Origin of the sequence: Niallia sp. NCCP-28, from assembly GCF_023168165.1 — a bacterium.
In the GTDB taxonomy this organism is placed as follows: Bacteria; Bacillota; Bacilli; order Bacillales; family Cytobacillaceae; genus Niallia.
Genome location: NZ_BQYJ01000001.1, coordinates 853,761 through 877,421 on the forward strand (window position 1 = coordinate 853,761; position 23,661 = coordinate 877,421).

21 protein-coding genes, 2 tRNA genes and 1 other annotated feature are annotated in these 23,661 nt (G+C 35.4%); of the genes, 6 read left to right on the forward strand and 17 right to left on the reverse strand.

Annotated features, from left to right (window positions below):
- Positions 1 to 191 precede the first annotated feature (191 nt).
- From clpX to NCCP28_RS04300, 3 genes are all read right to left on the reverse strand, one after another.
- Positions 192 to 1,457 carry an ATP-dependent protease ATP-binding subunit ClpX gene (clpX, locus tag NCCP28_RS04290; protein ID WP_248560137.1) on the reverse strand — a complete coding sequence of 422 codons (1,266 nt, stop codon included), beginning with the start codon at positions 1,455 to 1,457 and terminating at the stop codon, positions 192 to 194.
- Positions 1,458 to 1,817: 360 nt separating this feature from the next.
- Positions 1,818 to 3,104 carry a trigger factor gene (gene tig, locus NCCP28_RS04295; protein ID WP_248560138.1) on the reverse strand — a complete coding sequence of 429 codons (1,287 nt, stop codon included), beginning with the start codon at positions 3,102 to 3,104 and terminating at the stop codon, positions 1,818 to 1,820.
- A 212-nt stretch (positions 3,105 to 3,316) separates the two neighbouring features.
- Positions 3,317 to 4,351, reverse strand: coding sequence for a tetratricopeptide repeat protein (locus NCCP28_RS04300; RefSeq protein ID WP_248560139.1), 1,035 nt, complete (start codon positions 4,349 to 4,351; stop codon positions 3,317 to 3,319).
- A 302-nt stretch (positions 4,352 to 4,653) separates the two neighbouring features.
- Between NCCP28_RS04300 and NCCP28_RS04305 the strand changes: the two genes are divergently transcribed.
- The 5 genes from NCCP28_RS04305 (at position 4,654) to NCCP28_RS04325 (ending at position 9,123) form a co-directional block, all read left to right on the forward strand.
- Complete coding sequence (locus NCCP28_RS04305; protein WP_248560140.1) at positions 4,654 to 5,511, forward strand: DUF3100 domain-containing protein; 858 nt, start codon at positions 4,654 to 4,656, stop codon at positions 5,509 to 5,511.
- Position 5,512: 1 nt separating this feature from the next.
- Entirely contained in the window at positions 5,513 to 5,956 is a 444-nt protein-coding gene (locus NCCP28_RS04310) for a hypothetical protein (RefSeq protein WP_248560141.1), read from the forward strand.
- A gap of 281 nt (positions 5,957 to 6,237) precedes the next feature.
- Positions 6,238 to 7,584 carry an amidohydrolase gene (locus NCCP28_RS04315; protein WP_248560142.1) on the forward strand — a complete coding sequence of 449 codons (1,347 nt, stop codon included), beginning with the start codon at positions 6,238 to 6,240 and terminating at the stop codon, positions 7,582 to 7,584.
- A gap of 23 nt (positions 7,585 to 7,607) precedes the next feature.
- Positions 7,608 to 8,363: a GntR family transcriptional regulator gene (locus tag NCCP28_RS04320; RefSeq protein WP_248560143.1), complete on the forward strand. Its 756-nt coding sequence runs from the start codon at positions 7,608 to 7,610 to the stop codon at positions 8,361 to 8,363.
- A 46-nt stretch (positions 8,364 to 8,409) separates the two neighbouring features.
- On the forward strand, positions 8,410 to 9,123 hold the full coding sequence (locus NCCP28_RS04325; RefSeq protein WP_248560144.1) for a sulfite exporter TauE/SafE family protein: 714 nt from the start codon (positions 8,410 to 8,412) through the stop codon (positions 9,121 to 9,123).
- Positions 9,124 to 9,270: 147 nt separating this feature from the next.
- Here the strand turns inward: NCCP28_RS04325 and leuD are convergent, their stop codons facing one another.
- The 8 genes from leuD to NCCP28_RS04365 all read right to left on the reverse strand — a co-directional run bounded on the left by leuD (position 9,271) and on the right by NCCP28_RS04365 (position 18,689).
- Complete coding sequence (gene leuD, locus NCCP28_RS04330) at positions 9,271 to 9,858, reverse strand: 3-isopropylmalate dehydratase small subunit (RefSeq protein WP_248560145.1); 588 nt, start codon at positions 9,856 to 9,858, stop codon at positions 9,271 to 9,273.
- A gap of 28 nt (positions 9,859 to 9,886) precedes the next feature.
- Positions 9,887 to 11,299, reverse strand: coding sequence for a 3-isopropylmalate dehydratase large subunit (leuC, locus tag NCCP28_RS04335; RefSeq protein ID WP_248560146.1), 1,413 nt, complete (start codon positions 11,297 to 11,299; stop codon positions 9,887 to 9,889).
- Positions 11,300 to 11,401: 102 nt separating this feature from the next.
- Entirely contained in the window at positions 11,402 to 12,502 is a 1,101-nt protein-coding gene (leuB, locus tag NCCP28_RS04340; RefSeq protein WP_248560147.1) for a 3-isopropylmalate dehydrogenase, read from the reverse strand.
- Positions 12,503 to 12,637: 135 nt separating this feature from the next.
- On the reverse strand, positions 12,638 to 14,173 hold the full coding sequence (locus tag NCCP28_RS04345) for a 2-isopropylmalate synthase (protein ID WP_248560148.1): 1,536 nt from the start codon (positions 14,171 to 14,173) through the stop codon (positions 12,638 to 12,640).
- Positions 14,160 to 15,182, reverse strand: a complete 1,023-nt coding sequence (gene ilvC, locus NCCP28_RS04350; protein ID WP_248560149.1) for a ketol-acid reductoisomerase — start codon at positions 15,180 to 15,182, stop codon at positions 14,160 to 14,162. The genes NCCP28_RS04345 and ilvC overlap by 14 nt, the downstream gene beginning before the upstream one ends.
- Positions 15,183 to 15,232: 50 nt before the next feature.
- A complete protein-coding gene (gene ilvN / locus NCCP28_RS04355; protein WP_248560150.1) occupies positions 15,233 to 15,751 on the reverse strand; it encodes an acetolactate synthase small subunit in 519 nt (172 codons plus the stop codon).
- Positions 15,748 to 17,469: an acetolactate synthase large subunit gene (ilvB, locus tag NCCP28_RS04360; RefSeq protein WP_248560151.1), complete on the reverse strand. Its 1,722-nt coding sequence runs from the start codon at positions 17,467 to 17,469 to the stop codon at positions 15,748 to 15,750. Before ilvB ends, ilvN begins: the two co-directional genes overlap by 4 nt.
- A 96-nt stretch (positions 17,470 to 17,565) precedes the next feature.
- Positions 17,566 to 17,832 (reverse strand) — a binding site (T-box leader).
- A 662-nt stretch (positions 17,833 to 18,494) separates the two neighbouring features.
- On the reverse strand, positions 18,495 to 18,689 hold the full coding sequence (locus NCCP28_RS04365) for a YolD-like family protein (protein WP_101175770.1): 195 nt from the start codon (positions 18,687 to 18,689) through the stop codon (positions 18,495 to 18,497).
- A 499-nt stretch (positions 18,690 to 19,188) separates the two neighbouring features.
- On the opposite strand from NCCP28_RS04365, the gene NCCP28_RS04370 reads away from it, so the two are divergent.
- Positions 19,189 to 20,022, forward strand: coding sequence for a YsnF/AvaK domain-containing protein (locus tag NCCP28_RS04370; RefSeq protein WP_248560152.1), 834 nt, complete (start codon positions 19,189 to 19,191; stop codon positions 20,020 to 20,022).
- Between the two features lie 86 nt (positions 20,023 to 20,108).
- Here the strand turns inward: NCCP28_RS04370 and NCCP28_RS04375 are convergent.
- The 6 genes from NCCP28_RS04375 to NCCP28_RS04400 form a co-directional block, all read right to left on the reverse strand.
- Positions 20,109 to 20,182, reverse strand: a tRNA-Arg gene (locus NCCP28_RS04375).
- A gap of 48 nt (positions 20,183 to 20,230) precedes the next feature.
- Positions 20,231 to 20,304 (reverse strand) — tRNA-Arg (locus tag NCCP28_RS04380).
- 136 nt (positions 20,305 to 20,440) lie between these two features.
- Entirely contained in the window at positions 20,441 to 20,953 is a 513-nt protein-coding gene (locus NCCP28_RS04385) for a metallophosphoesterase family protein (protein ID WP_248560153.1), read from the reverse strand.
- Between the two features lies 1 nt (position 20,954).
- A complete protein-coding gene (locus NCCP28_RS04390; protein ID WP_248560154.1) occupies positions 20,955 to 21,557 on the reverse strand; it encodes an XTP/dITP diphosphatase in 603 nt (200 codons plus the stop codon).
- A gap of 23 nt (positions 21,558 to 21,580) precedes the next feature.
- Positions 21,581 to 22,327, reverse strand: coding sequence for a ribonuclease PH (gene rph, locus NCCP28_RS04395; protein ID WP_248560155.1), 747 nt, complete (start codon positions 22,325 to 22,327; stop codon positions 21,581 to 21,583).
- A gap of 115 nt (positions 22,328 to 22,442) precedes the next feature.
- A complete protein-coding gene (locus tag NCCP28_RS04400; protein ID WP_248560156.1) occupies positions 22,443 to 23,507 on the reverse strand; it encodes a GerMN domain-containing protein in 1,065 nt (354 codons plus the stop codon).
- Positions 23,508 to 23,661: the final 154 nt, after the last annotated feature.

Here is a 23,661-nt window from a genome sequence, read left to right on the forward strand (position 1 = left end):
TTTGAATGGTAGGAATAAACAATTTTTCTTACAAAAATGATAGAACTTTCCAATCATCAGTTTTTTTAATCCTTCATTTGATCCCAACGGAATTTTTTTGGTTCATTTATAGCTATAGAATACATCTCTTTCAACAAAAAAAGCTTCCTATTTATTAAATAGGAAGCCCTAAAACTTTATTAACTGTTGCTTTACGCAGAAGTTTTTGTTTCTTCTTCAATAACCGTTCCATCTTCCAAAACCAGCTTTGGCGATGCATTATCTATTACTGTCTCTTTTGTAATGATGCACTTCACAATATCTTCCCGTGAAGGCAAGTCAAACATTACATCAAGCATAATGCCTTCGATGATAGAACGCAGGCCGCGGGCACCTGTTTTTCTTTCAATTGCTTTTTTAGCAATCTCCACTAAAGCTCCATCTTCAAAATCCAATTCTACATTATCTAATTCCAGCATTTTTTTGTATTGTTTTACTAATGCGTTTTTTGGTTTTGTCAAAATTTCAACAAGCGCTTCTTCATCTAATTGTCCAAGACTAGCAATTACTGGAAGACGACCGATAAATTCTGGAATTAATCCAAAGCGCAAAAGATCTTCTGGCAATACTTTTGACAGTAAATCTTTATCTTCCACTTCAGCTTGTTTCGTTTCTGAACCAAATCCAATTACTTTTTGCCCTAAACGTCTTTTAATAATCGGTTCAATTCCATCAAATGCGCCACCACAAATGAATAAAATATTAGTTGTATCAATTTGGATAAATTCTTGATGTGGATGCTTTCTTCCACCTTGTGGAGGAACACTTGCCACAGTGCCTTCTAATATTTTCAAAAGTGCTTGCTGCACACCTTCACCAGAGACATCTCTAGTAATGGAAGGATTTTCCGATTTCCGGGCTACTTTATCGATTTCATCAATATAGATAATCCCTTTTTCTGCTTTTTCTACATCGTAATCAGCAGACTGAATAAGTTTTAGAAGAATATTTTCTACATCTTCTCCAACATATCCAGCCTCTGTTAATGATGTAGCATCAGCAATTGCAAATGGAACATTTAAAATTCTTGCAAGCGTTTGAGCTAAAAGCGTTTTCCCACTTCCAGTAGGTCCAATCATCGCAATATTACTTTTTGAAAGTTCTACATCATCAATTTTACTGTTAGAATTAATCCGCTTGTAATGATTATAGACAGCAACCGACAGCGCCTTTTTTGCTTGATCTTGTCCTATAACATATTCATCCAAAATATCGCGGATTTCAGAAGGTTTTGGCACGTCTTTAAATTCTACTTCTTCTTCCGTTCCAAGCTCTTCTTCTACGATTTCTGTACATAATTCAATGCACTCATCACAAATATACACACCTGGTCCGGCAACTAACTTGCGTACTTGATCTTGTGTTTTGCCACAGAAAGAACATTTTAGCTGTCCCTTTTCATCATTAAATTTAAACATGTCTTCACCCCTTAAAACTCTTTGTATATGTTTATCCCACGGATTATTGTTTGAATCTTCTTTTTCAAAAAAATCTTACAACAGTTATGTATTGCATTGTAACATATGGTCGTATGTACAGGAAACGATACGCTCTTCGTTTAAACTAGACTAATCCGACGGGAATAAAACTTATGTACTTCTTTTAAGCATATCCATTTTTCACAAACTTAAATCTGGAAATATTAACAGCTGTCAAAGTATGTATATATTCCTGTACATAAAACTAAATGAAATCTGTTAAATATATTATATGTTACATGGTGTGAATATAAAACTAAGGCACGATTGATTCGCGCCTTAGTTTTTTAATTACTTCTATTATGCAACAGTTTTGCTGTTTTCCACAAGAAAATCGATTGCTTTTCTCATTTTTATATCCATTTTTAAGTTTTCAGTACCGCCAAGTGCTTGTGTGATAGCATCTGTAGGCATATTGTACATTTCGGACATTTTTGCTAATTCAGCTGTTACTTCTTCTTCAGATACTTCAATGTTTTCAGCATTAGCGATTGCTTCAATTGTTAAGTTAACGCGTACACGCTTCTCCGCATCTTCTTTCATTTGCGCTTTAAGTGCTTCTTCATCTTGGCCTGAGAATTGGAAGTATAGTTCAAGATTCATGCCTTGCATTTGAAGACGTTGTTCAAATTCATTCATCATACGGTCAATTTCAGTATCAACCATAGCAGAAGGAATATCAATTGTTGCATTTCCAGCAGCTTTTTCTACCACTGTATCACGAACTGCATGTTCTGCTTGATGTTTTTTATCATTTTCTAAACGTGTTTTAATTTTTTCTTTTAAAGCTTCTAAAGTTTCTGCTTCTTCATCCACATCTTTAGCGAATTCATCATCTAACTCAGGAAGTTCTTTTGTTTTGATTTCATGGATTGTTACTTTGAATGTAGCAGGTTTTCCAGCTAATTCAGCTGCATGGTACTCTTCTGGGAAAGTTACTTCTACTTCTTTAGCTTCTTCAGTAGCAAGTCCAACTAATTGTTCTTCAAACCCTGGAATAAATTGACCAGAACCTAATTCAAGTGAAAAGTTCTCAGCTGTTCCACCTTCGAAAGCAACTCCATCTTGGAATCCTTCAAAATCCATTACTACTGTATCGCCTAATTCAGCTGTTCCTTCTTCTTTTACAACAAGTTCAGCTTGTTTTTCTTGTAATGCTTTAATTTCAGCATCTACATCTTCTGCTGTCACTTCTGTGTTTACTGCTTCTACTTCAAGACCTTTGTATTCGCCTAAAGTTACTTCAGGTTTTACAACTACAGTTGCTTTAAAGATTAATGATTTGCCTTTTTCGATTTGCTCTACATCGATTTCAGGACGGTCAACTGGCTCAATTCCAGTCTCTTCAATTGCGTTAGCATAAGCGTCTGGCAATAAAATATCGATTGCATCTTGATAAAGAGATTCTACACCAAAACGTTGTTCAAACATTCCACGCGGAATTCTTCCTTTACGGAATCCAGGAATATTTACTTGTTTTACTACCTTTTTAAATGCCAAATCTAAACCTTCGTTTACTTTTTCAGCATCTACTTCAATTGTAAGAACACCACGGTTTCCTTCTAAAACTTCCCATTTAGCAGACATACTATATTTCCCTCCAACAATCTATTCTACTTTTCATTACTTCTAATTTTTTTCAGATTTGCTGCTTCCTTTGTTTAAAATAGTATATTTAAACACTATTTCAACAAATTTAGCCTTTTAAGCAGTCAATCTATTCATCAAAAAAATTATAGCATTTTCTAAATGCAACCATTCCATTATATCATAGGTTCTAGTTGTTTCAACATAGAAGCCTAAATATTAGGATAAGAAATTTCCTCTAAACTTTTTATAAAGCGTATTGCTCCCATTAAATCCTTCCTATCCACCTCATATGCTTTCATATAATCTCCTATTTTTGTTTCTGGATCAAAATATGATTGAATGACGTAATGATAGCCAGCTGCCCATACAGGATTTGAATACCGCTCTAGCTTAAGGGGATAAAGGAGAAAAAATTGCTGTTCTAATAGAACCATAATATGTTCAAGCAAAACTGGATCTTCATGTTCTAATTGGTGAATTAAAGCAGACCATATTTCATCCTTTTGTGATTGAACCCCCATTTCTTCTAATTCACTGGGTATAACCGTTAGATGCTGATTCAATTTATGGATTGCAATTTCTTTATCATATTCCTGCTCTTTTAATATATTTAATAATAATGTTTTCAAAAACGGACTGCTATTTTCATCGGCTAGGTACCCTTTTATTTCTTCTATATAAGGACGAACATTTTGATGATGTAACTTTGCAATACATTGCATCTGTTCGTTTGAATTTTGCAAGGAATAGAGATTTAGTTTTTGACGATTGTCCTCCTCTTCTATGTAATGATTTTCATCCCCTTCTTCTTTTTTTATTGTAGACAATGCCATTCTTCTGCTGAAATCCAGCATTTTAGAAAAGTGCTCCAACTTTTTAGCCGGAATTCGATGTTCTTCCAAGAGCACTTCTATCGTGGCGACAATTTCTTCATACTCATGGAGCTGAACAAGAATCATCAAATACAGATCAAGCACATGAATATAATCGCCTAGACCGCTTTGAAGCATATTTTTTGCTATATCCTTCGCATGATGCAAAGATCCGAGTTCATAATAAGCCAAAATTAATCCAATTTGCACTTCACTATTTGTTGGATTTAAGCTAAGCGCCTCTTTGAAAAAAGAAACTGCTTCATAATAGCTTTTTTCTTGTATAGACTGAAGACCCTTTTCTAAAAAACGTTGATCTAAATCGGGGAAAAGTACAATATTATCTTTCTTTTTTTTATCCCGCTTACTCATTTTTTTCCCGCCCTAATATGTCTTTTTAGACAGTTTAGCCTTTTTTATACACTGTTGCAACAAGAGGATAGCCATAAAAAAGGAAGTTTTTTATCAGGATAAATTAGCATTTAGCTGCTCGCCAACTAATATCCCACTCCCTTTCTTTTTTACTTTCTACTCCACTTCAAAAATATTTTGTTAGAATTTCTAACAAAACTAGTGACATATTTAAAAACTATGTTTACTATTAAGCTATCTTTTAACATGTAAACTTGTATTACAAGTTTACATGTTAATTATTTTTCTATTAGGAGGCAATTATGGATAAAACTATGCAGCAACAAACTATTAAAAACCATTTCAAGGAATACTATCGTATTTACCTTGGAGCACTGCTTATTGTTATTCTTGCAGAGTTAATTGGCACACATCAATTTCAAATAGGATCTGGACTTGTCGTTATTTACCCCATGCTTTTTGGACTTATTTTTGGCATCTTACTTGGACCTGACCTTCTAGGATTTTTTAAGAAAAAAGAAGCAAAAAAAGCATCCTCCCTTGTACTTATCGTCATCTCTCCTTTTATGGCGAAAATAGGCATATTAGCAGGTGCTAATATTTCCCATTTAATAGAAGCTGGACCTGCTTTAGCCTTTCAAGAAATCGGACATATCGGCACCATTATATTAGCATTGCCAGTTGCCATTATGTTAGGAATTAAAAAAGAAGCAATTGGTGCCACTAGCTCTACCTGCCGGGACAAAGACTATGGTTTAATCGTCAGCCTATATGGAGCTAACTCACCAGAAGCTAGAGGGACACTTTCCATTTATGTCATCGGTTTCCTAATTGGCACAGTATATCTGGGCTTATTGGCAAGCATGGTTGCTGCTACAGGGATTTTTCATCCATTGGCGCTAGCAATGGCTTGTGGCATCGGCAGTGGTGCGATGATGGCCGCAGCTTCCAATACACTTGCTACCATTTATCCTCATTATGCAGACCAAATTTTGGTTTTAGCTGGTGCAAGTGATCTATTGTCTGCCATTATCGGCATTTATTTCACACTGTTTCTCTCTTTGCCAATTACGAAAAAACTATATGCCTGGCTAGAGCCAAAAATCAGCCCAAAACATACACGAATTGCCAATATACATTCTTCAAAGGTGGTTGAATAAAATGAGCTTAAGTTATCGAAATCTTCTCCTTTCCTTACTGGCTACATCCTTTATTACAATGCTTGTTTCCAATTGGATTGGATATCATATAGCAATAGCTGAGTCCATCCCTGGAGTGTTAATTTTAGTCGGAATCGCATTCATCGGCATTTGTCTGGGTAAATTAATTCCCTTAAACATACCTGTAATTGTTTATGTCGTGTTATTCGGCTTATTGATTTCTTGCCCACTTTCTCCTATTTCCTCTACTGTAGTGGAACAAACAGGGAAAATTTCCTCTATGGCAATTATTACCCTTGTAGGAACATTAGCTGGAATAGGCTTAGATTTTAAAAGCTTCCGCAAACAAAGCTGGAAGATGTTTATTATCGCTATCTTAGTTTTTACAGGAGCCTTTTTAATACAAGCCATTTTTGCAGAAACATTTTTAAGATTAACAAACTGATAAAAAAACATACCTATGCAAGTGATGCCCCCTCCTTTCATTTTTATGAATAGATAAAGGGACTGTTTAAGTTATTTTTAGTTTTTTTTACAAATAGCTATAAAACTAAAAAGTTACTTTTTTATAAAAGCGAACTGCCAAAACAACTATCTGCAGTGAAATAAGAAATAAACGCTTGCATATTAAACGAAGCTTCCATCAGCGGAAGTCAAAAGCCCATTAAATAATGTGTAAACGGCATCCAACTAAATATTCGAGTATAAAATGGAAGGATTACAACGATGAATCAAGTTAAAGAATGTGATTTAATTATTAAAAACTGCTCTATCTTAACGAGTGAATTTACTGTTCAAGACGATATGTCTATTGCAATAGGGGATAAAAAAATCATTGCATTAGACAGCTCCTTTCAAATAAATAAACAATATAATTCCAAAACAACATTAGATGGTAAAGGGAAACTTCTCATGCCTGGTCTTATTGATGCACATATGCATACAAATCAACAATTCCTAAGGGGAAAAATCACAGATGAATATCCTATGATCTGGACAAGAATTATGGTTCCTTACGAAAGCAATTTAGACGAAGATGCTGTATATAAAAGTGCTCAATTAAGTTGTCTGGAAATGATAAAAAGCGGAACTACATCCTTTGTTGATGCTGGCGGCAGTTATATGCAGAAGGTGGCGGAAAGCGCATTACAAGCTGGATTGCGAGCCACTTTAACCTGTTCTACCATGAATACAGGTGAAGCTATACCTACGAGCATGAAGTTTTCCGAAGAAGAATTAATAGAGCAGAACAAAAGACTTTATGATGATTTTCACCAGGCAGGAGAAGGAAAGATAAATATTTGGTTTTCATTAAGATCTATCATTACATGTACACCAAGTTTGATTATGCGTATTTTTGAAACAGCAAAAGAATTAAATACAGGGGTTCAGGCCCATATGAATGAATATACAAATGAAATAAGCTTCTGCCTGGAACGCTATCAAAAGCGTCCATTGGAATTTTTAGAGTCTTTAGGGGTATTAGATCAGCCTTTTCTTAGTGCACACAGCATTTTGCTTTCCGATAATGAAATAGATATTGTGAACAAGCATAATATTAAAATTGCCCATTGTCCGATTAGCAATTCTGGAAAAGGTTTTACGAAAACTCCCACGCTTTTGCACAAAGGAGTCAGCATTGGTCTTGGAACAGACGGGGCAGCTCATGCAGGATTAAGCCTTTTTGATCAAATGAAAGTATTTAAATCCTTAATGCGCGCTTATTGGGGAACCCCTATCTTCGACCCAGTTGTCATGCCTTCAAAAAAAATACTGGAGATGGCAACATTAGGAGGGGCAAAAGCTAGCCTGCAAGAACAACATATTGGTACACTAGAGATTGGCAAAAAAGCAGATTTAATAGCAATCAATCTAAATCAGCCACATATGCAGCCAACCCAAAACTTAGTGAATACCTTGGTGGAATCAGCAACAAGCAATGATGTGTCGGACATGATCATCGATGGAAGTATTATTATGAAAAACAGAGAAGTACTGACATTGGATGAAGAGAAAATTATGTTTGAAAGCAAGCTATCCGCAGCAAAAATCATCCAAAAAGCGGGTATTTAATGCCAAACAGACAGGAGGAAATTATGTCAAAAATCGGAATTAATAAAGTGCAAAAATTAACAGCAGTAAAACAAACAATTGAATACTTAAAACAGTATATTTTGCGTACAAATGAACATGAATTGAAAAAACTTCCTTCTGAAACCAAACTTGCTGCTGAAATGGGGGTAAGCCGAGTAACTGTTCGAGAAGCTCTTACTGTTTTAGAAAATGAAGGTTTTATTACACGAAGCCAAGGAAGCAGCACAATCATTACTACTTTTGCGAGAAAACTTACTGGCATTATTGATTCTTCAGGAGAACTAAGCAACTTTATAAAAGAATCTGGTTATCAAGCTAATGTTGATAATATAACCTATTCATGGGAAAAGTGTGATAAAAAGACGGCGGAATATTTAAAAATAGAGCCAGGAGACGAAATCCTTATGGTGAAAAAACGATTTCTTGCCGATCATGCACCTGCTGTTTATTGCATAAATCGTATTGCAAAAAAACATTTGCAGGCCAATAGATTTGGAGAAGATGATCTCGGACAGAATATTTTTACCTATTTAGAAGAAACAAGCCATGTTCATTTTAGCCATGATTTTATGGAGCTAATTCCTACTCTAGCAGATGAAGAATTAGGAAAGATGCTTCATTTGCCGATAAATACTCCCCTTTTAAGACTTGATATTACAAAGTATACAGACGAAGGAATACCAATCATGTTCAATTCTGAATACTATGTACATGACCTAATAAAGTTTACAGCATGCAGGACATTATCGAATATTTAAAAGAAAAAACACATAGTTTATTGCACGATACAAAGCGAGGTACTTTATGGATGGTTGGTTATTATTAATTATTGTTGTGTTTTTTGCATCACTTTTGCAATCAAGCACTGGTTTTGGCTTCTCTATTATCGGGACTCCTTTTCTATTTTTGCTTTACCCTATTCATACTGCTGTACAAATCAATATCGTCTTATCCATTTGCCTTTCTAGTTTTATGATTTATAAAATCAGAAAGGAAATTAATAAACAATTATTGATAACACTAATAAAAGGCAGTATTTTAGGATTAATCTTCGGACTTGCCGTTTATTTATACATGGATGTTCAAATGCTTAAAATGACTGTTGGCATCCTTATTATTCTTTTAACTATCTTACTGATTTTAAAACTGACCATTAAACAATCGAAGCAAGGAGACTTTCTAACAGGAGGCATATCTGGTTTATTGACAACAAGCATAGGTGTGCCAGGACCTCCCCTTCTGCTTTATTTCTCTAGTGTAGGGACAAATAAAGCAACACTTCGCAGCACAACTTTAGCTTATTATTTATTTGTTTATTTTGCCAGCCTTGTTATGCAGATTGGTTTCGGGGGGACCAGTTCAGAAGTTTGGATGGCTTCCGGCATTGGACTTCCTCCCTTGATTATGGGTATATTTGCAGGGCAGTTATTATTTAAATGGATCAGCCAAAAAACATTTAAAATCATTACATATATTATTCTTCTTTTTACAGGAGTATATTTAATCATCTCTTCTTAAATAGAATGACCAATGAAAAAGAGCTTGGGCCAAAAGTAAAATCCATTTTAAAATCAAGAATGCCAATATATTAGCATTCTTAAACAAACAAAGGGGCATCCAACAGTCAAAAAATTGACTTATTGGAAAGCCCCTTTCAATATATACTTATTTTGCTGCTGCATTTTCATATTCTTCAATTTCAGTGCTGTATTGCAGAGTTATTTCAATTTCATCCCAACCATTTACAAGCATTTTTTTCCAGTAAGGATGGATATCAAAGCTTTCTTTAAAGCCATTTTCATCTTCTACTGTTTCGTCTTCTAAATTAACATGCAAATTATATGGCTGATTTTTAGCAGCATTTAACAAGTATTCTACCTTTTCACTGTCTAATTGAATAGGAAGCATTCCATTTTTTAAACAGTTTTGATAAAAAATATCTGCAAATGATGGTGCAATGACTACTTGAAAACCATAGTCCTGCAATGCCCACGGTGCATGTTCCCTGGATGAACCACAACCAAAATTTTTATTGGCAATTAAAATGGTTGCACCTTTATTCTCAGGAAAGTTCAATTCAAACTCAGGGTTTAGTTCCCCATTTTTTAAATAGCGCCAATCAAAAAAGGCAAAGCGGCCAAAACCTGTTTTTTCAATCCTTTTTAAAAATTGTTTTGGAATAATTTGATCTGTATCCACATTGACACGATCCATCGCTGCTGCTTTTCCAAAAAACTTAGTAAATCCGCTCATTTGTATCCCTCCCTGCCTTATCTCTTGTTTATACTAATTCTTTCACCGCTTGTTCTGTTCGAATATCTACAAAACGTCCATTTATAGCAGCTGCTGCAGCCATCGCTGGACTTACTAGATGAGTTCTAGCCCCTGCACCTTGTCTGCCTTCAAAGTTTCGGTTTGAAGTAGAAGCACAGTGTTCACCTGGTGGCACAAAATCATTATTCATGCTTAAACACATGCTGCATCCTGCTTCTCTCCATTCAAAACCAGCTTCTTTAAAAATCCCATCTAGTCCTTCTTTTTCTGCTTGTGCTTTTACTTTTTGAGATCCCGGCACAACCAAAGCCCGTACTCCCGCTTGCACTTTTCGCCCTTGAATGACACTAGAAGCTTGTCTTAAGTCTTCAATTCGAGAGTTTGTACATGAACCGATAAATACATGTTGAATTTTAATATCTGTAATTGCCTGCCCTTCTTGTAAATCCATATATTGAAGAGCACTTTGCAATGCACGGCGTTCTGTTTCTTCTTCATAACTAGAAGATGTAGGAATACTAGCATCTACTTTTGCTGTCATCGCTGGATTTGTACCCCAGCTTACCATTGGTGCAATATCATTGCCATCAATAATAATCACTTTATCGTACTCGGCATCTTCATCTGAAACAAGTTCTTTCCACTCTGCAATAGCTGCTTCAAAATTCTCAGGGGCATATTTGCGATTTCTTACATATTCAAAAGTTGTTTCATCTGGTGAAACTAAACCAGCTCTCGCTCCGCCCTCAATAGACATATTGCAAATGGTCATTCTTTCTTCCATGGAAAGATTTCTAATGACATCGCCAGTATACTCAATAACATGTCCTGTACCGAAGTTTACTCCATATTTGGAAAGGATATATAAAATAACATCCTTTGCTGTAACACCTTGAGCAAGTTTGCCGTTTACTTTTATCTTTAAGGTTTTCGGTTTTGTTTGCCATAGAGTTTGTGTCGCTAATACATGTTCTACTTCACTAGTGCCGATGCCAAATGCCAGTGCTCCAAATGCTCCGTGTGTAGATGTATGACTGTCGCCGCATACAATTGTTTTTCCTGGCTGTGTTAACCCTAGCTCTGGTCCAATAACATGGACAATTCCTTGTTCAGGGCTTTCTAAGTTTGCTAAAGGAACATTAAATTCCAAACAGTTTTTTTCCAATGTGGTCATTTGATTTAATGCCACTTCATCATCTATTTTAAAGCGATTAATGGTTGGTACATTATGATCCATTGTCGCAAATGTACGATCTGGTCTTCTGACTTTGCGATTCTTCATTCTTAGGCCAGAAAATGCTTGAGGTGATGTTACTTCATGTACAAGATGAAGATCAATGTATAGCAGATCTGGCTTCCCCTCTTCTCTATGAACAATATGCTTCTGCCATATTTTTTCAATAATTGATTTCCCCATCATATTCCCCTCACTTTCTTGTTATTCCTTTTTTCCAAAACATTAGATTTTTCATTATTTTATTGACAATCGATTAGCAGCTAACAATATTGGCATTTTTTCTTATTAGGCATTTAATTTATTCGCCAATGTAGCCACTATTTCTTTTTTCACTTCTTCTACCATTTCCTTAGTGGAAACAATTTTTGTATTCGGAGAAATAATATCTCTTGTGCGGAATCCATTATCTAAAACAGCATTTACCGCTTTTTCAATAATTTCCGCCTCTTCTTCTAATTGGAAGGATAAACGTAAAAGCATAGCTGCTGAAAGAATAGTAGCAAGTGGATTAGCAATATTTTGTCCTGCAATGTCTGGTGCTGAACCATGAATTGGCTCATAAAGATACGGTCCAGACTCTGAAATGCTTGCAGATGGCAGCATTCCTAAAGAACCTGTCAATACAGATGCTTCGTCACTTAAAATATCCCCAAACATATTTTCTGTTACAATCACATCAAATTGTTTTGGATTTCTAATAAGCTGCATTGCTGCATTATCTACTAACATGTGCTCTAAAGAAACATCTGGATATTTTTTTGCTATTTCATTTGCACATTCTCTCCATAATCTGCTGGATTCTAGTACATTCGCTTTATCTACAGAAGTTACTTTTTTCGAACGGATTTGTGCAATTTCAAATGCCTTTTCTAATACTCTTGTTATCTCTTCTTTGCTGTAGACCAGTGTATCTACTGCACCGCTTTGGCCATTAACAGCTGTTCTTTCGCTCGGTTTGCCAAAATAAATTCCACCAGTCAGTTCTCTGACAACAAATAAATCTACACCTTCAATAATTTCTTGGCGTAATGGAGAGGATCCAGCTAAACTCTCATAATAGGTTGTTGGTCTTAAGTTAGCAAAAAGATTTAATTCTTTTCTAATTTTTAGCAACCCTTGTTCTGGACGCAAGGGAACAGGAAGAGTCTCCCATTTCGGTCCACCGACAGCCCCCAAAAGAATGGCGTCACTGTTTTTGCAAAGCTTAATCGTTTGATCTGGCAAAGGACTTCCATCTATATCAACAGCATTTCCACCGATATTTCCAAATTCATATTCAAACTCATGTTGGAACTTCTCCTCAATTACTCGCAATACTTCAATAGCACCTTGAACAATCTCAGGACCTATTCCATCTCCTGGTAATACAGCGATTTTCTTTTTCATTCTAATTCGCCCTTTCCGTTCTACGTGAAACTGCCATCAATGAAACAAAATATAACTTCACTGATGGTTAAAATGTTTATTTATTTTGCACTTTACTTTAAAAGCTGAAAATTGATTTGCTAACAGAATAAACAATTAACTATTTACGACTTCTGCTATTTGTTCTTTAGCCAATATTGCACGGTTAATAGCGTTTAGATATGCTTTTGCTGAAGCAACTAATACATCTTGATCCAATCCGCGACCATTCGATTCTTTTTCTTCAAATTGAACTTTTACAAAAACTTGTGCCAGTGCATCTCTGCCAGCACCAACTGATTGTATGCGATAATCTGATAAGCATACATCTCCATTAATTGATTTTTCCAATGTATTATAAAGCGCTTCTACACTGCCTGAACCTTCACAGGTTTCTTCAATCACTTCATTTTTTGCTCCATGCAATTTAATGTAAGCTTCTGCTATATCATCATTGTGTTTTACTTTCACATCAACAAGTTCATAATATTTTTCTTCTTTAGAAAGCTTTTTCTCTAATACAATAGCAATAATATCTTCATCTGTTATTTCTTTTTTATGGTCTGTTAATTCTTTAAATGCGACAAACAGCTCTTTGACATCACTATCCGCTATTTCCAGACCAAGTTCTTGAAGGCGAGATTTAAATGCATGGCTGCCAGAATGTTTTCCTAACACCATGTTATTAGATGAATAGCCGACTAATTCAGGTGAAATAATTTCATATGTTGTTTTTTCCTTTAATACCCCATCCTGATGAATGCCAGATTCATGAGCAAATGCATTCCGTCCAACAACTGCTTTATTTCCTGGAACAACCATTCCGGTTAGTTCACTGACTAAGCTGCTTGTACGGCTAATTTCTTTTAAGTTGATTCTAGTTGATTCTTTATAATGATCATTTCGAATATGAAGGGCAACCGCAATTTCTTCTAAAGCGGCATTTCCAGCTCTTTCTCCAATTCCATTTATCGTGCATTCCACTTGGGTTGCACCATTTTCAATCGCAGCCAAAGAGTTTGCTGTTGCCATTCCTAAGTCATCATGACAATGTGTAGACAAGGAAACTCTATCAATAGAGGGAACATTATTTTTTAAATATTGAAAAACTTTTCCGTATTCATATGGATTTATATATCCAACCGTATCAGGAATATTGATTACATTTGCACCAGCTTGAATAACTTCTTCAATTATTTCTGCTAAAAAAGGGAGTTCTGTCCTGCATGCATCTTCTGCACTCCATTGAATAATCGGAAATTTCCGAGAAGCATATTTTACTGCGGAAACAGCTCTTTCCACTACTTGTTCTTTAGTCATTTTCAGCTTATATTCTCGATGAATAGGAGAAGTCGCTAAAAAGACATGAATTCTTGGACTGGCCCCATCTTTTAATGCTTCCCAAGCAGCGTCAATATCTGACTGAACAGCTCTAGCTAGACCTGTAACAGAGCTATTTTTAATTGTCTGTGCAATTTTTTGCACAGACATAAAATCTCCTTTAGAAGCAGCTGGAAAGCCTGCTTCTATAATATCTACATTTAATTTCTCCAATTGTTCAGCAATAAGAATTTTTTCTGAAAGATTAAGATTTACTCCAGGTGATTGTTCCCCGTCTCTTAATGTTGTATCAAAAATCTTAATTCTTGCCACTGCCTACCACTTCTTTCTTCTTAGAACTTTTTACAAATGGCATCATTTGACGTAGTTCTTTACCAACTTTTTCGATTAAATGTTCACTTTCACGAGCATTAATTGCTGTAAATTCTGGTCTATTTGCTTGGTTTTCTAAAATCCAGCCTTTTGCAAATTTACCATCTTGGATATCTTTTAATACTGCTTTCATTTCTTTTTTCACATCTTCTGTTACAATTCTTGGTCCTGTTACAAAGTCGCCCCATTGCGCTGTATCAGAAATAGAATATCTCATTCCTGCCATACCATCTTCATACATTAAATCAACGATTAATTTCAACTCATGCAAACATTCAAAGTATGCTAATTCTGGTTGATATCCAGCTTCTACTAATGTTTCAAATCCAGCTTTAACAAGTGCTGTTAAACCTCCACATAAAACAGCTTGTTCTCCAAATAGATCTGTTTCTGTCTCTTCTTTAAATGTAGTTTCAAGCGCACCAGCACGTAACGATCCGATTGCTTTTGCATATGCTAACGCTAACTCGCGAGCTTCTCCAGTAACATCTTGATAGATAGCGAACAATGCAGGCACTCCAGCTTCTTGTTCGTATGTTCTGCGTACTAAATGTCCAGGACCTTTAGGTGCTACCAATAAAACATCGCTTGTTTCTGGTGCAACGATTTGATTAAAATGGATATTAAATCCATGTGCAAACATTAATGCTTGGTTTGTCAAATTTGGTTTGATTTCTTCATAATAAACTTTTGTTTGAAGCTCATCAGGCAACAAAACCATTACGATATCAGCTTGTGCTGTTGCTTCGCCTACTGAAAATACATTAAATCCATCTTCAACTGCTTTGTCCCAGGATTTCCCTTGTCTTAAACCGATGATTACATTTACGCCGCTGTCTTTCATATTTAAAGCATGCGCATGCCCTTGTGAACCGTAGCCAATTACCGCTACTGTTTTCCCTTCAAAATATCCTAAGTTTGCGTCTCCGTTATAATACATTTTTGCCATTTTTTATTCTCCCTTTCGTTTTCAAATGTTAGTTTTATATAATAAATTAATTAAACTATAGAGTAAGTACTTCTTTGAATATTACTTTTTTGGGATCCGCGAGGAAAGGCTGTTGTGCCCGTTCTCGCCAATTCTTTAATTCCATATGGGCGAATCAGCTCAATAAATGCTTCAACCTTATTGGATTCACCAGTTATTTGGATGACGATGCTTTCTTTGCTGACATCTATGACAGACGCTCGAAATGGTTCAATTAGCGAATACAATTCATGCCTAGTTTGAGGAGTAGCAAGCACCTTAATTAATGCAAGCTCTCTTGCTACAATGGCTTGGTCTGTAATATCCACCACTTTAAGAATATCTACTTGCTTATTTAATTGTTTGGTAATTTGCTCAATTACACTGTCGCTTTCAACATGAACCACACAAGTTATGCGTGAAATTCCTTCATTCTCTGTGTGCCCTACAGAGATGCTTTCAATATTATAATTTCTTTTTGAGAATAAATTAGTAATGCGGTTTAGCACACCTGATTTATTCAATACAGTTAAACTAATAATCTTTTTCATGGTTTCATCCCCACCATTTCATGTAAACCTTTTCCAGGCGCAATCATTGGATAGACATTTTCATTTGGGTCTAAACGGAAATCAAGCAATACAGGCTCTCTTTCATTTAACACTTTATCTAAAACTGTTTCCGCTTCTTCATCAGTAGAAATTTGATATCCTTTTATGCCATATGCTTCTGCTAGCTTTACAAAAGACGGCTGTACCGATTCCTTGCTGTGAGAGAATCTGGATTCATAAAAGAATTCCTGCCATTGTCTCACCATTCCCAATGCCTGATTATTAAAAATGATAATTTTAATAGGCAAGTTTAATTCTTTAATTAGCGCCAATTCTTGGCTGCACATTTGGAAACCGCCATCGCCGCTGATTGCAAGCACTGTTGCATCAGGGTCAGCCAATTGTGCGCCAATGCTTGATGGCAATCCGAATCCCATGGTTCCAAGCCCACCTGATGTAACCCATCTATTGGATTCTTTAAATTGATAATACTGCGCTGTCCACATTTGATGCTGGCCAACATCTGTTGTAACAATGGCTTTTCCGCCAGTTTTTTCATGCAATAGCTCTAACACTTTTTGCGGTTTCAACAAATTTGAATTTTCATAATAATAAGGATATTCTTTTTGCCAATTTTTTATTTTTTCATTCCATTCATTATGTTCTGACATTTTACCATTTTGTTTGATCAATTCAGCTAAAGCCTCTTTTGCATCTGCTACTACAGGTATTTTTGTAGGAATAATTTTGCCGATTTCAGCTGGATCAATATCAATATGTGCTTTAATTGCATTTGGAGCAAAATGAGCCAAGTTTCCAGTTAGCCTATCATCAAATCTAGCGCCTACATTAATTAGCAAATCACATTCATATAATGCCATATTAGCTGCATAACAGCCATGCATGCCACCCATGCCTACAAACAATTCATTATCTGCCGGAAAACCGCCTAATCCTAAAAGAGTATGAACAACTGGTATTTGCTGCTGCTCTGCATACTCTTTCAGCTCCACGCTTGCTTTTGCAAAAATAACGCCTGCGCCAGCTAAAATAACCGGTTTTTTAGCTGCACTCACCGCTTCTGTCAATTTGCGAATCTGCAAATAATTAGGCTGCGTCGTCGGCTGGTAGCCTGGGAGGCTGATTTCCTGCTCCTCTGGCACTTCCGTAATAGTTGCAGCGATATCTTTTGGAATATCAATTAATACAGGACCAGGTCTCCCGCTTGTTGCAATATAAAATGCTTCTTTAATGATTTTTGGAATATCTTCCAAATTCCTGATTTGACAATTGTATTTTGTAATTGGTGTCGTAATCCCTAAAATATCTGCTTCTTGAAATGCATCTGTTCCAATGACGCCTGTTGCTACTTGCCCTGTGAATACAACCAATGGCAAGGAATCCATCATCGCATCTGCAAGCCCTGTTACAATATTAGTAGCGCCAGGACCGCTTGTTGCAATTACTACGCCAGGTTTTCCAGAAATTCTTGCATAGCCTTCAGCTGCATGAATTCCCCCTTGTTCATGACGAGGAAGCACATGGAAAATTTTCGAATCATATATTTTATCGTAGATCGGCAACACAGCACCACCAGGATAGCCGAAAATAAATTCTACATTCTCTTTTTCCAAAGCTTGCAATAAAAGGTCAGCGCCAGTTAATGGTTTAGTATTGGTATTAGCCTTTGTCTCTTCAAAGGCAGTTTCCTGTAACATTTATTTTACCCCCTCATAAAAGTAAGTACTGATAAAGCATGACTATTTAAATGAAAAAAGCCTTTTCACCTCCATGTATACTAGCTAATGTAGTAGACAAGGGATGAAAAGGCTTTTGCTTTCCACGGTACCACCCTAATTCATACACTTCTAAAAGTGAATGCACTCAAGAGAAACAGTTTTGGTAACTGCTCATTTTTTGGTAACGAGTGGATATCACTCGGTTGACTCTACTAAAGCATGCGTTTTTCAAGCCAACACTCGGAGGTGAGTTCATTTCAACTGGCTTCACCGGCTCTCAGCACTACCGGCTCTCTGTGGAATCCCAGGTTTGAAACTACTTATCCTCTTCATCGAATTTTCCTATATGGATTATTTTGTATTTTAATTTTGTTAGTATAATTAATCTTTTCATCAAAAGCATTTCTCGTTTGCTATGCTTTTTGTTTTGCTTTTGTTGAAGTTATCTTACGCCGAATCGAAAAAAGAGTCAACAGTATTTTTGAGAATTGTTAGATAATTTAAACAAACCATCTTACATGGAAAACGCTTACAATATTGACAGATAAACAATTCATATACTTTTAATTATTCAAAAAATTTTTTTAAATTTTCACTTTCAATCTGAAATAAAAAGCAATAAATACGGAGAATATTTTAAAATATATCTCTAAAAGGATAATAGGGGGAATATTTATTCGTACTACTTAAATGGGGAGGACGTTCTTCTACTATCGTCTAATAACTCATTGAAATCAGCGTTTATATAGTTTATTAATTTGTGTGAATCTAATGATGGTAATCGATTAATTTCTTTTTACATCCATATATTACTTTATGTTTTATATTATAATACAATAATTCTAATATTGTACATTATGTTGTTATATATTCTCACACAGTTTTTTATGCATTTTATAAAAGATGCTGCCAACAGACTCATCTATTATTTCATTTCTTATTTTCGAAGTTTAATCAGAATAAATGCAACCCCTAAAAAAGAAAGCGATTGCATTTATTGCCAATCATTTGCTTACTGCTGTAACATCATGTATCCAGGAAATGCGTATATTTAGTAGATTTTGTCTTTCATCTTTTAAATCAATACTTTGATCATTAAGATTCAACTTTTGCACATATCCTTTACAGGTTTGCAAAAATCCATTTTTATAATAGTTGATAATAATCATTCTATTCCTTCCTAATTCTTTTAAAATCATGTTGCATTTCTCCTTTTTAATTTCATTTTGATCATCTATTCACATAATAAAATATTAATGTAATCATTATATGTTCATTATACTACAAAGATAGTAAGCGTTTCCAATACTTTTTTACAACTTTGTGAACTTTTAATATACGAATAGATATTATTTACATTTTTTCTTTCTTTTAACCATTTTATACATAATTTTAGTAATTTTTTCTTTTTCTTATGAGAAGGAAACTTACAAACAAACGTCAGAATATTGTTCATATTATTTATTTCCTTTCTATAATTTATATTTTTTTCTAAAAATAATCAGAGATATTATTTTAGGATAAAAATAAACTGCATTTGTATACCATAGGCGCTATCACTATTTCAACACATCGCAAACTATGATTTCTAATAATAAATGGATAAATTTACATTTGCATATACTGTTTAAAAGAAACTACAACGGGAATCAAACAATACATAACCGATTACAACAATAAAAAAGGAGGAAGCAAGCTATGGCTAGATATGTAATAGGAGTATACGAAACACCAGAAGAAACGATTTCAGCAATTGAGGGTTTTACTGATAAGGGTCATGAATCTGCTAGTTTTTCCGTTATTACCGACAGAAAGGATACAGATTATCTAGAAACTCAGACAAATGCAGATGTATATCAAGCAACAGAGATTAAAGATAAGGAATCTGAATCGTTTTTTGAAAAATTAAAAGATTTCTTTACAATGGATGATCTAGGATTAGCTGGAAATAGCCTAAATCATTTAGATCTCTCCAAAGAAGAAATTGACAAATATAATATGGAATTAGAAAATGGCAAATTTCTATTGGTAAAAAGTGATACTACTGAAACCGATAACTTATACGGAGAAGATTTTCCGCCTGATTCGCATGCAGTGGCAGATGTTTCTAATAACCAGCAAAATTATAGGACAAAAGAAGAAAAGATCATGCCTATTAGAGAAGAAGAATTAAATATAGATAGAGAGAATGTGCAAACCGGAGAGATTCAAGTCAGCAAAGAAGTTGTAACAGAAGAGAAGAAAATAGATGTTCCGGTAAAGCATGATGAAGTATATGTAGAACGTCGCCCAGTTAGTGATTCTTCAGGTAAGGTGTCTCCTGTCAGCGACTCAGAAACAATCAGGGTGCCCATTGTTGAGGAACGCCTAGAAGTTACAAAAAAACCAGTGGTTACTGAAGAAATTGTTGTTGGAAAACAAACAGTGGAAGAAAACGAACATATTTCTGAAACTGTTAGAAAAGAAAAAGCGCGCTTTAATAAGGAAGGCAATGTTCGTGGAGCAGAGGAAGATAACTTGACGAAAAAATAAACGGTACTTCTTCATTGATAAATCCAAATAAAAAATCACTCTTATAAGTTAAGATAAGAGTGATTTTTTATTCTTTATCAGAAATACGTCCCAGGAGAGATTCGAACTCCCGACCGTACGCTTAGAAGGCGTATGCTCTATCCGGCTGAGCTACTGGGACATGCTTTGTTAAAAACATCCTATTCATAATAACAAAAATAATTTAATACGTCCCAGGAGAGATTCGAACTCCCGACCGTACGCTTAGAAGGCGTATGCTCTATCCAGCTGAGCTACTGGGACATTATTATTATTTTGTCACATGTCACGAGGACAATATTTATTATATGTGCTATTAAAGTAAAAGTCAATTGTTTTTATAAAACTTTTTTCCTAACAAGGATTTTTTATTTCCTTGTTAGGAAAACATTTGCAATTATTATTCTCTAGGGAATTCTGTCGTTAAATTTGGCAATTTGCCCTGAGCATAATCATATACTTCTGTTTTATATTTCTGTTGACCGATCGTTAATATAACATATGTTTTTTCTATTCTCCCTCTTGGCAGCCTCAAACTTCCTGGATTAATAAATAAAATTCCATCAATTAACTCCATCCCTAAGTAGTGAGAGTGCCCAAAGCAGACAATATTTGCTCCAACTTCTTTTGCTCGATACAATAAATTATTTACAGAAGACTTTACTCCATATAAATGGCCATGCGTTAAAAAGATTTTCGCATCTAAAGCTTCCTCTATTAGCTCATTTGGATATTTTTCTTCATAGTCGCAATTTCCCCGCACTGATTTATACCCTTCTATAGCTGCTTCATTCGCAGCTAGTTCAGAATCTCCGCAATGAAGAAATAAATCAACTTCTCCCTTATGCCTCTTTTTTAATTCTTTTAATTCATTTGCCAAACCATGACTATCACTTACAATCAGAACTTTCATGCTATCCCTCCTTTAAAACAGAATTAATTTCTCCCTTTAGTTTTTTGATTGCATCAGCACGATGGCTTATTTGATTTTTAATTTCAGAAGGAAGCTCCGCCATTGACTTTTGTTCTTCCACCACATAAAAAATCGGGTCATAACCAAATCCAAATTCCCCTCTTTTTTCTTCTAAAATAAGCCCTTCACATGTTCCGGTAAAAGTTAATGTCTTTTTCTTTGGGTTCGCCACCGCAATTGTACAGCAAAAACGCGCTGTTCTTTTATCTGTTGGAACACCGTTTAATTCTTCAAGCACTTTGACCATATTTTCTTCATCATTTTTCCTGGCTCCTGCATAACGGGCGGAATACACACCAGGTTTTCCATCCAAAGCATCAATCATTAAGCCAGAATCATCCGATATAACAATCGCTCCTAATTGTTTAGCAACTGTTTCTGCTTTTATGATCGCATTTTCTTCAAAGGTTGTGCCCGTTTCTTCGACATCTTCTATTTCTGGGTAATCCAGCAATGTTTTAACAGCAAACCCCATGGGTGCAAACATTTGCACGAACTCTTTTGCCTTACCTGCATTTTTGGTTGCAATGATTATTTCCTTCATGTTATTCTCCTTTTCTCCCACACTTATTTTTTCATTATTTTATTGGTTATTTCTTCCCCAAGCACTTCTTTTTGGATTTCTATCAGCTTATGTATACCACTTTCCCCTAAACTTAATAATGTGTGCAGTTGTTGATAGGAAAAAGTTGCTTCTTCTCCTGTTCCTTGAAGTTCTACAAATTGATTTTCACTCGTCATAATAAGATTCATATCTACTTCTGCATTAGAATCTTCGACATAATCTAAGTCTAACACTGCCTCTTTATTATTTAAAATCCCTACACTAGTTGCTGCTAAAAAAACGTGCACAGGATATACTGCTAGCTTTTTCTGCTGTGAAAGCTTGTCCAGTGCAATCGCCATTGCTACAAATGCTCCAGTAATTGAAGCCGTTCTTGTACCCCCATCTGCTTGAATGACATCACAGTCTATCCAAACCGTACGTTCCCCCATTGCTTCTAAGTTAACTGCTGCACGAAGTGCTCTTCCTATTAGGCGCTGGATTTCCATTGTTCTTCCTGTTACTTTTCCTTTGGCTGCTTCTCTTATATTACGCTGTTCTGTCGCTCTTGGAAGCATGCTGTACTCCGCTGTAATCCACCCTTTTCCGCTTCCTCGCATAAATGGCGGAACTCGCTCCTCAATCGTTGCTGTACAAATAACCTTTGTATCTCCAACAGTTATTAAAACAGATCCTTCTGGGTGTTTTAAATAACCGCTTTCAATATGCACAGGTCTTAATTGGGCATTTTGCCTTCTATCATGACGCATAGTACTCCCCCATCCTTCAGTCGCTAATAAGATTTTGTCGACTTGTTCATAAGAAAGAGGGCTGCATAAATGCAAACCCTACTCTACTACTATTTATTATAGCAAAAATCCTTTTTTAATAACTACCTGTGTTCACTTTTTGCGGTCGTGTTACAGGTGCTGATAAACTTTTTCCTTCTTCACTTTGAAGCTGTGCTTTTCCATCCACTGTTAATGCAACACTCTCAATTCCTTCTTGTTCTGTTAAAGATAAAACAAGTGAGTTAATAGCCATATCTGTCACCATTTTTTCTTTTTCATCAAAGCTGCTATAAATAGATTCGTTGAAGTTTAGCGTTACTTTCCCATCTGCTACTTTTGGAGAATCAAGCAGTTTTGCTTCTGGTGATAGTTGTGATACAAGGGAAGAGCTTTTCTCTGGACCTTTCACTAACTCTTCCACCGCCGCTGTAATATTATTTTCTTCTCCATTGTTAACCCTTTTGGTAACAGGAACATAATAGTAGGCTCCTGAATCTCCGCCAATATAATAAACTGTTAGTGGTTTTGTATTGGTGATATCTGTTACATCTGATGTATCCATATTAATCCCATCTGCTCTTGTTAAAGCATTTTGAATCGGTGTTTTATCAACAGGCATCTCTGTTAATGCTTTTCCGTTTATTTGCAGTTTTACCGAGTTAATAGAATCAAATTGTGTTAATGTCCAAGTGATGGATTGGAGAATTTTTGCTTCATCTTCTTTTTTATATTCTTTAAATTCTTTGGAAAAGTCTACTGTAGCTACTTTCTTTTTAATATTTACACTTACTTTTGTATCTTCAGGAATAACTGCCTGGAATCCATTTGGAAGCATATCAGTTACTGGTCCATTTTTCACTAAATATTCTAGAGCTTCTGTTGCTATACTTTTGGTTTTTGGTAGATTAACTGTTTGTGGCACCACATATCCGTCTTTGTCCAATAAATACAATTCTGTTGCAATGGAATTCTCATCCACAGCTTCTCCGTTCGTTTCCTTAGCTGTATTTGTGCTCTCTTTTGCTGTATTTTCACTATACGTGTTTTTAGGCGGATCCACATTTACTTTTGTATCATTACCGAATAGACTACATCCAGAAAGCATGGCTGTTGAAAGAAGTACCGCTGAAACGATTGCCGTTTTTTTATTCTTAGACATTCTCAAATCACTCCTAAGACAGTTTGTACTAATATATATACGAGCATTTTTTTAATTTAGACCCCTTAGAAGAGAAAAATTTCTAACTAATCTACTAAAATAAAAAAACTAAGCTATTGCTAGCTTAGTTTACCAGGCTGTTGAAAAACGTTCG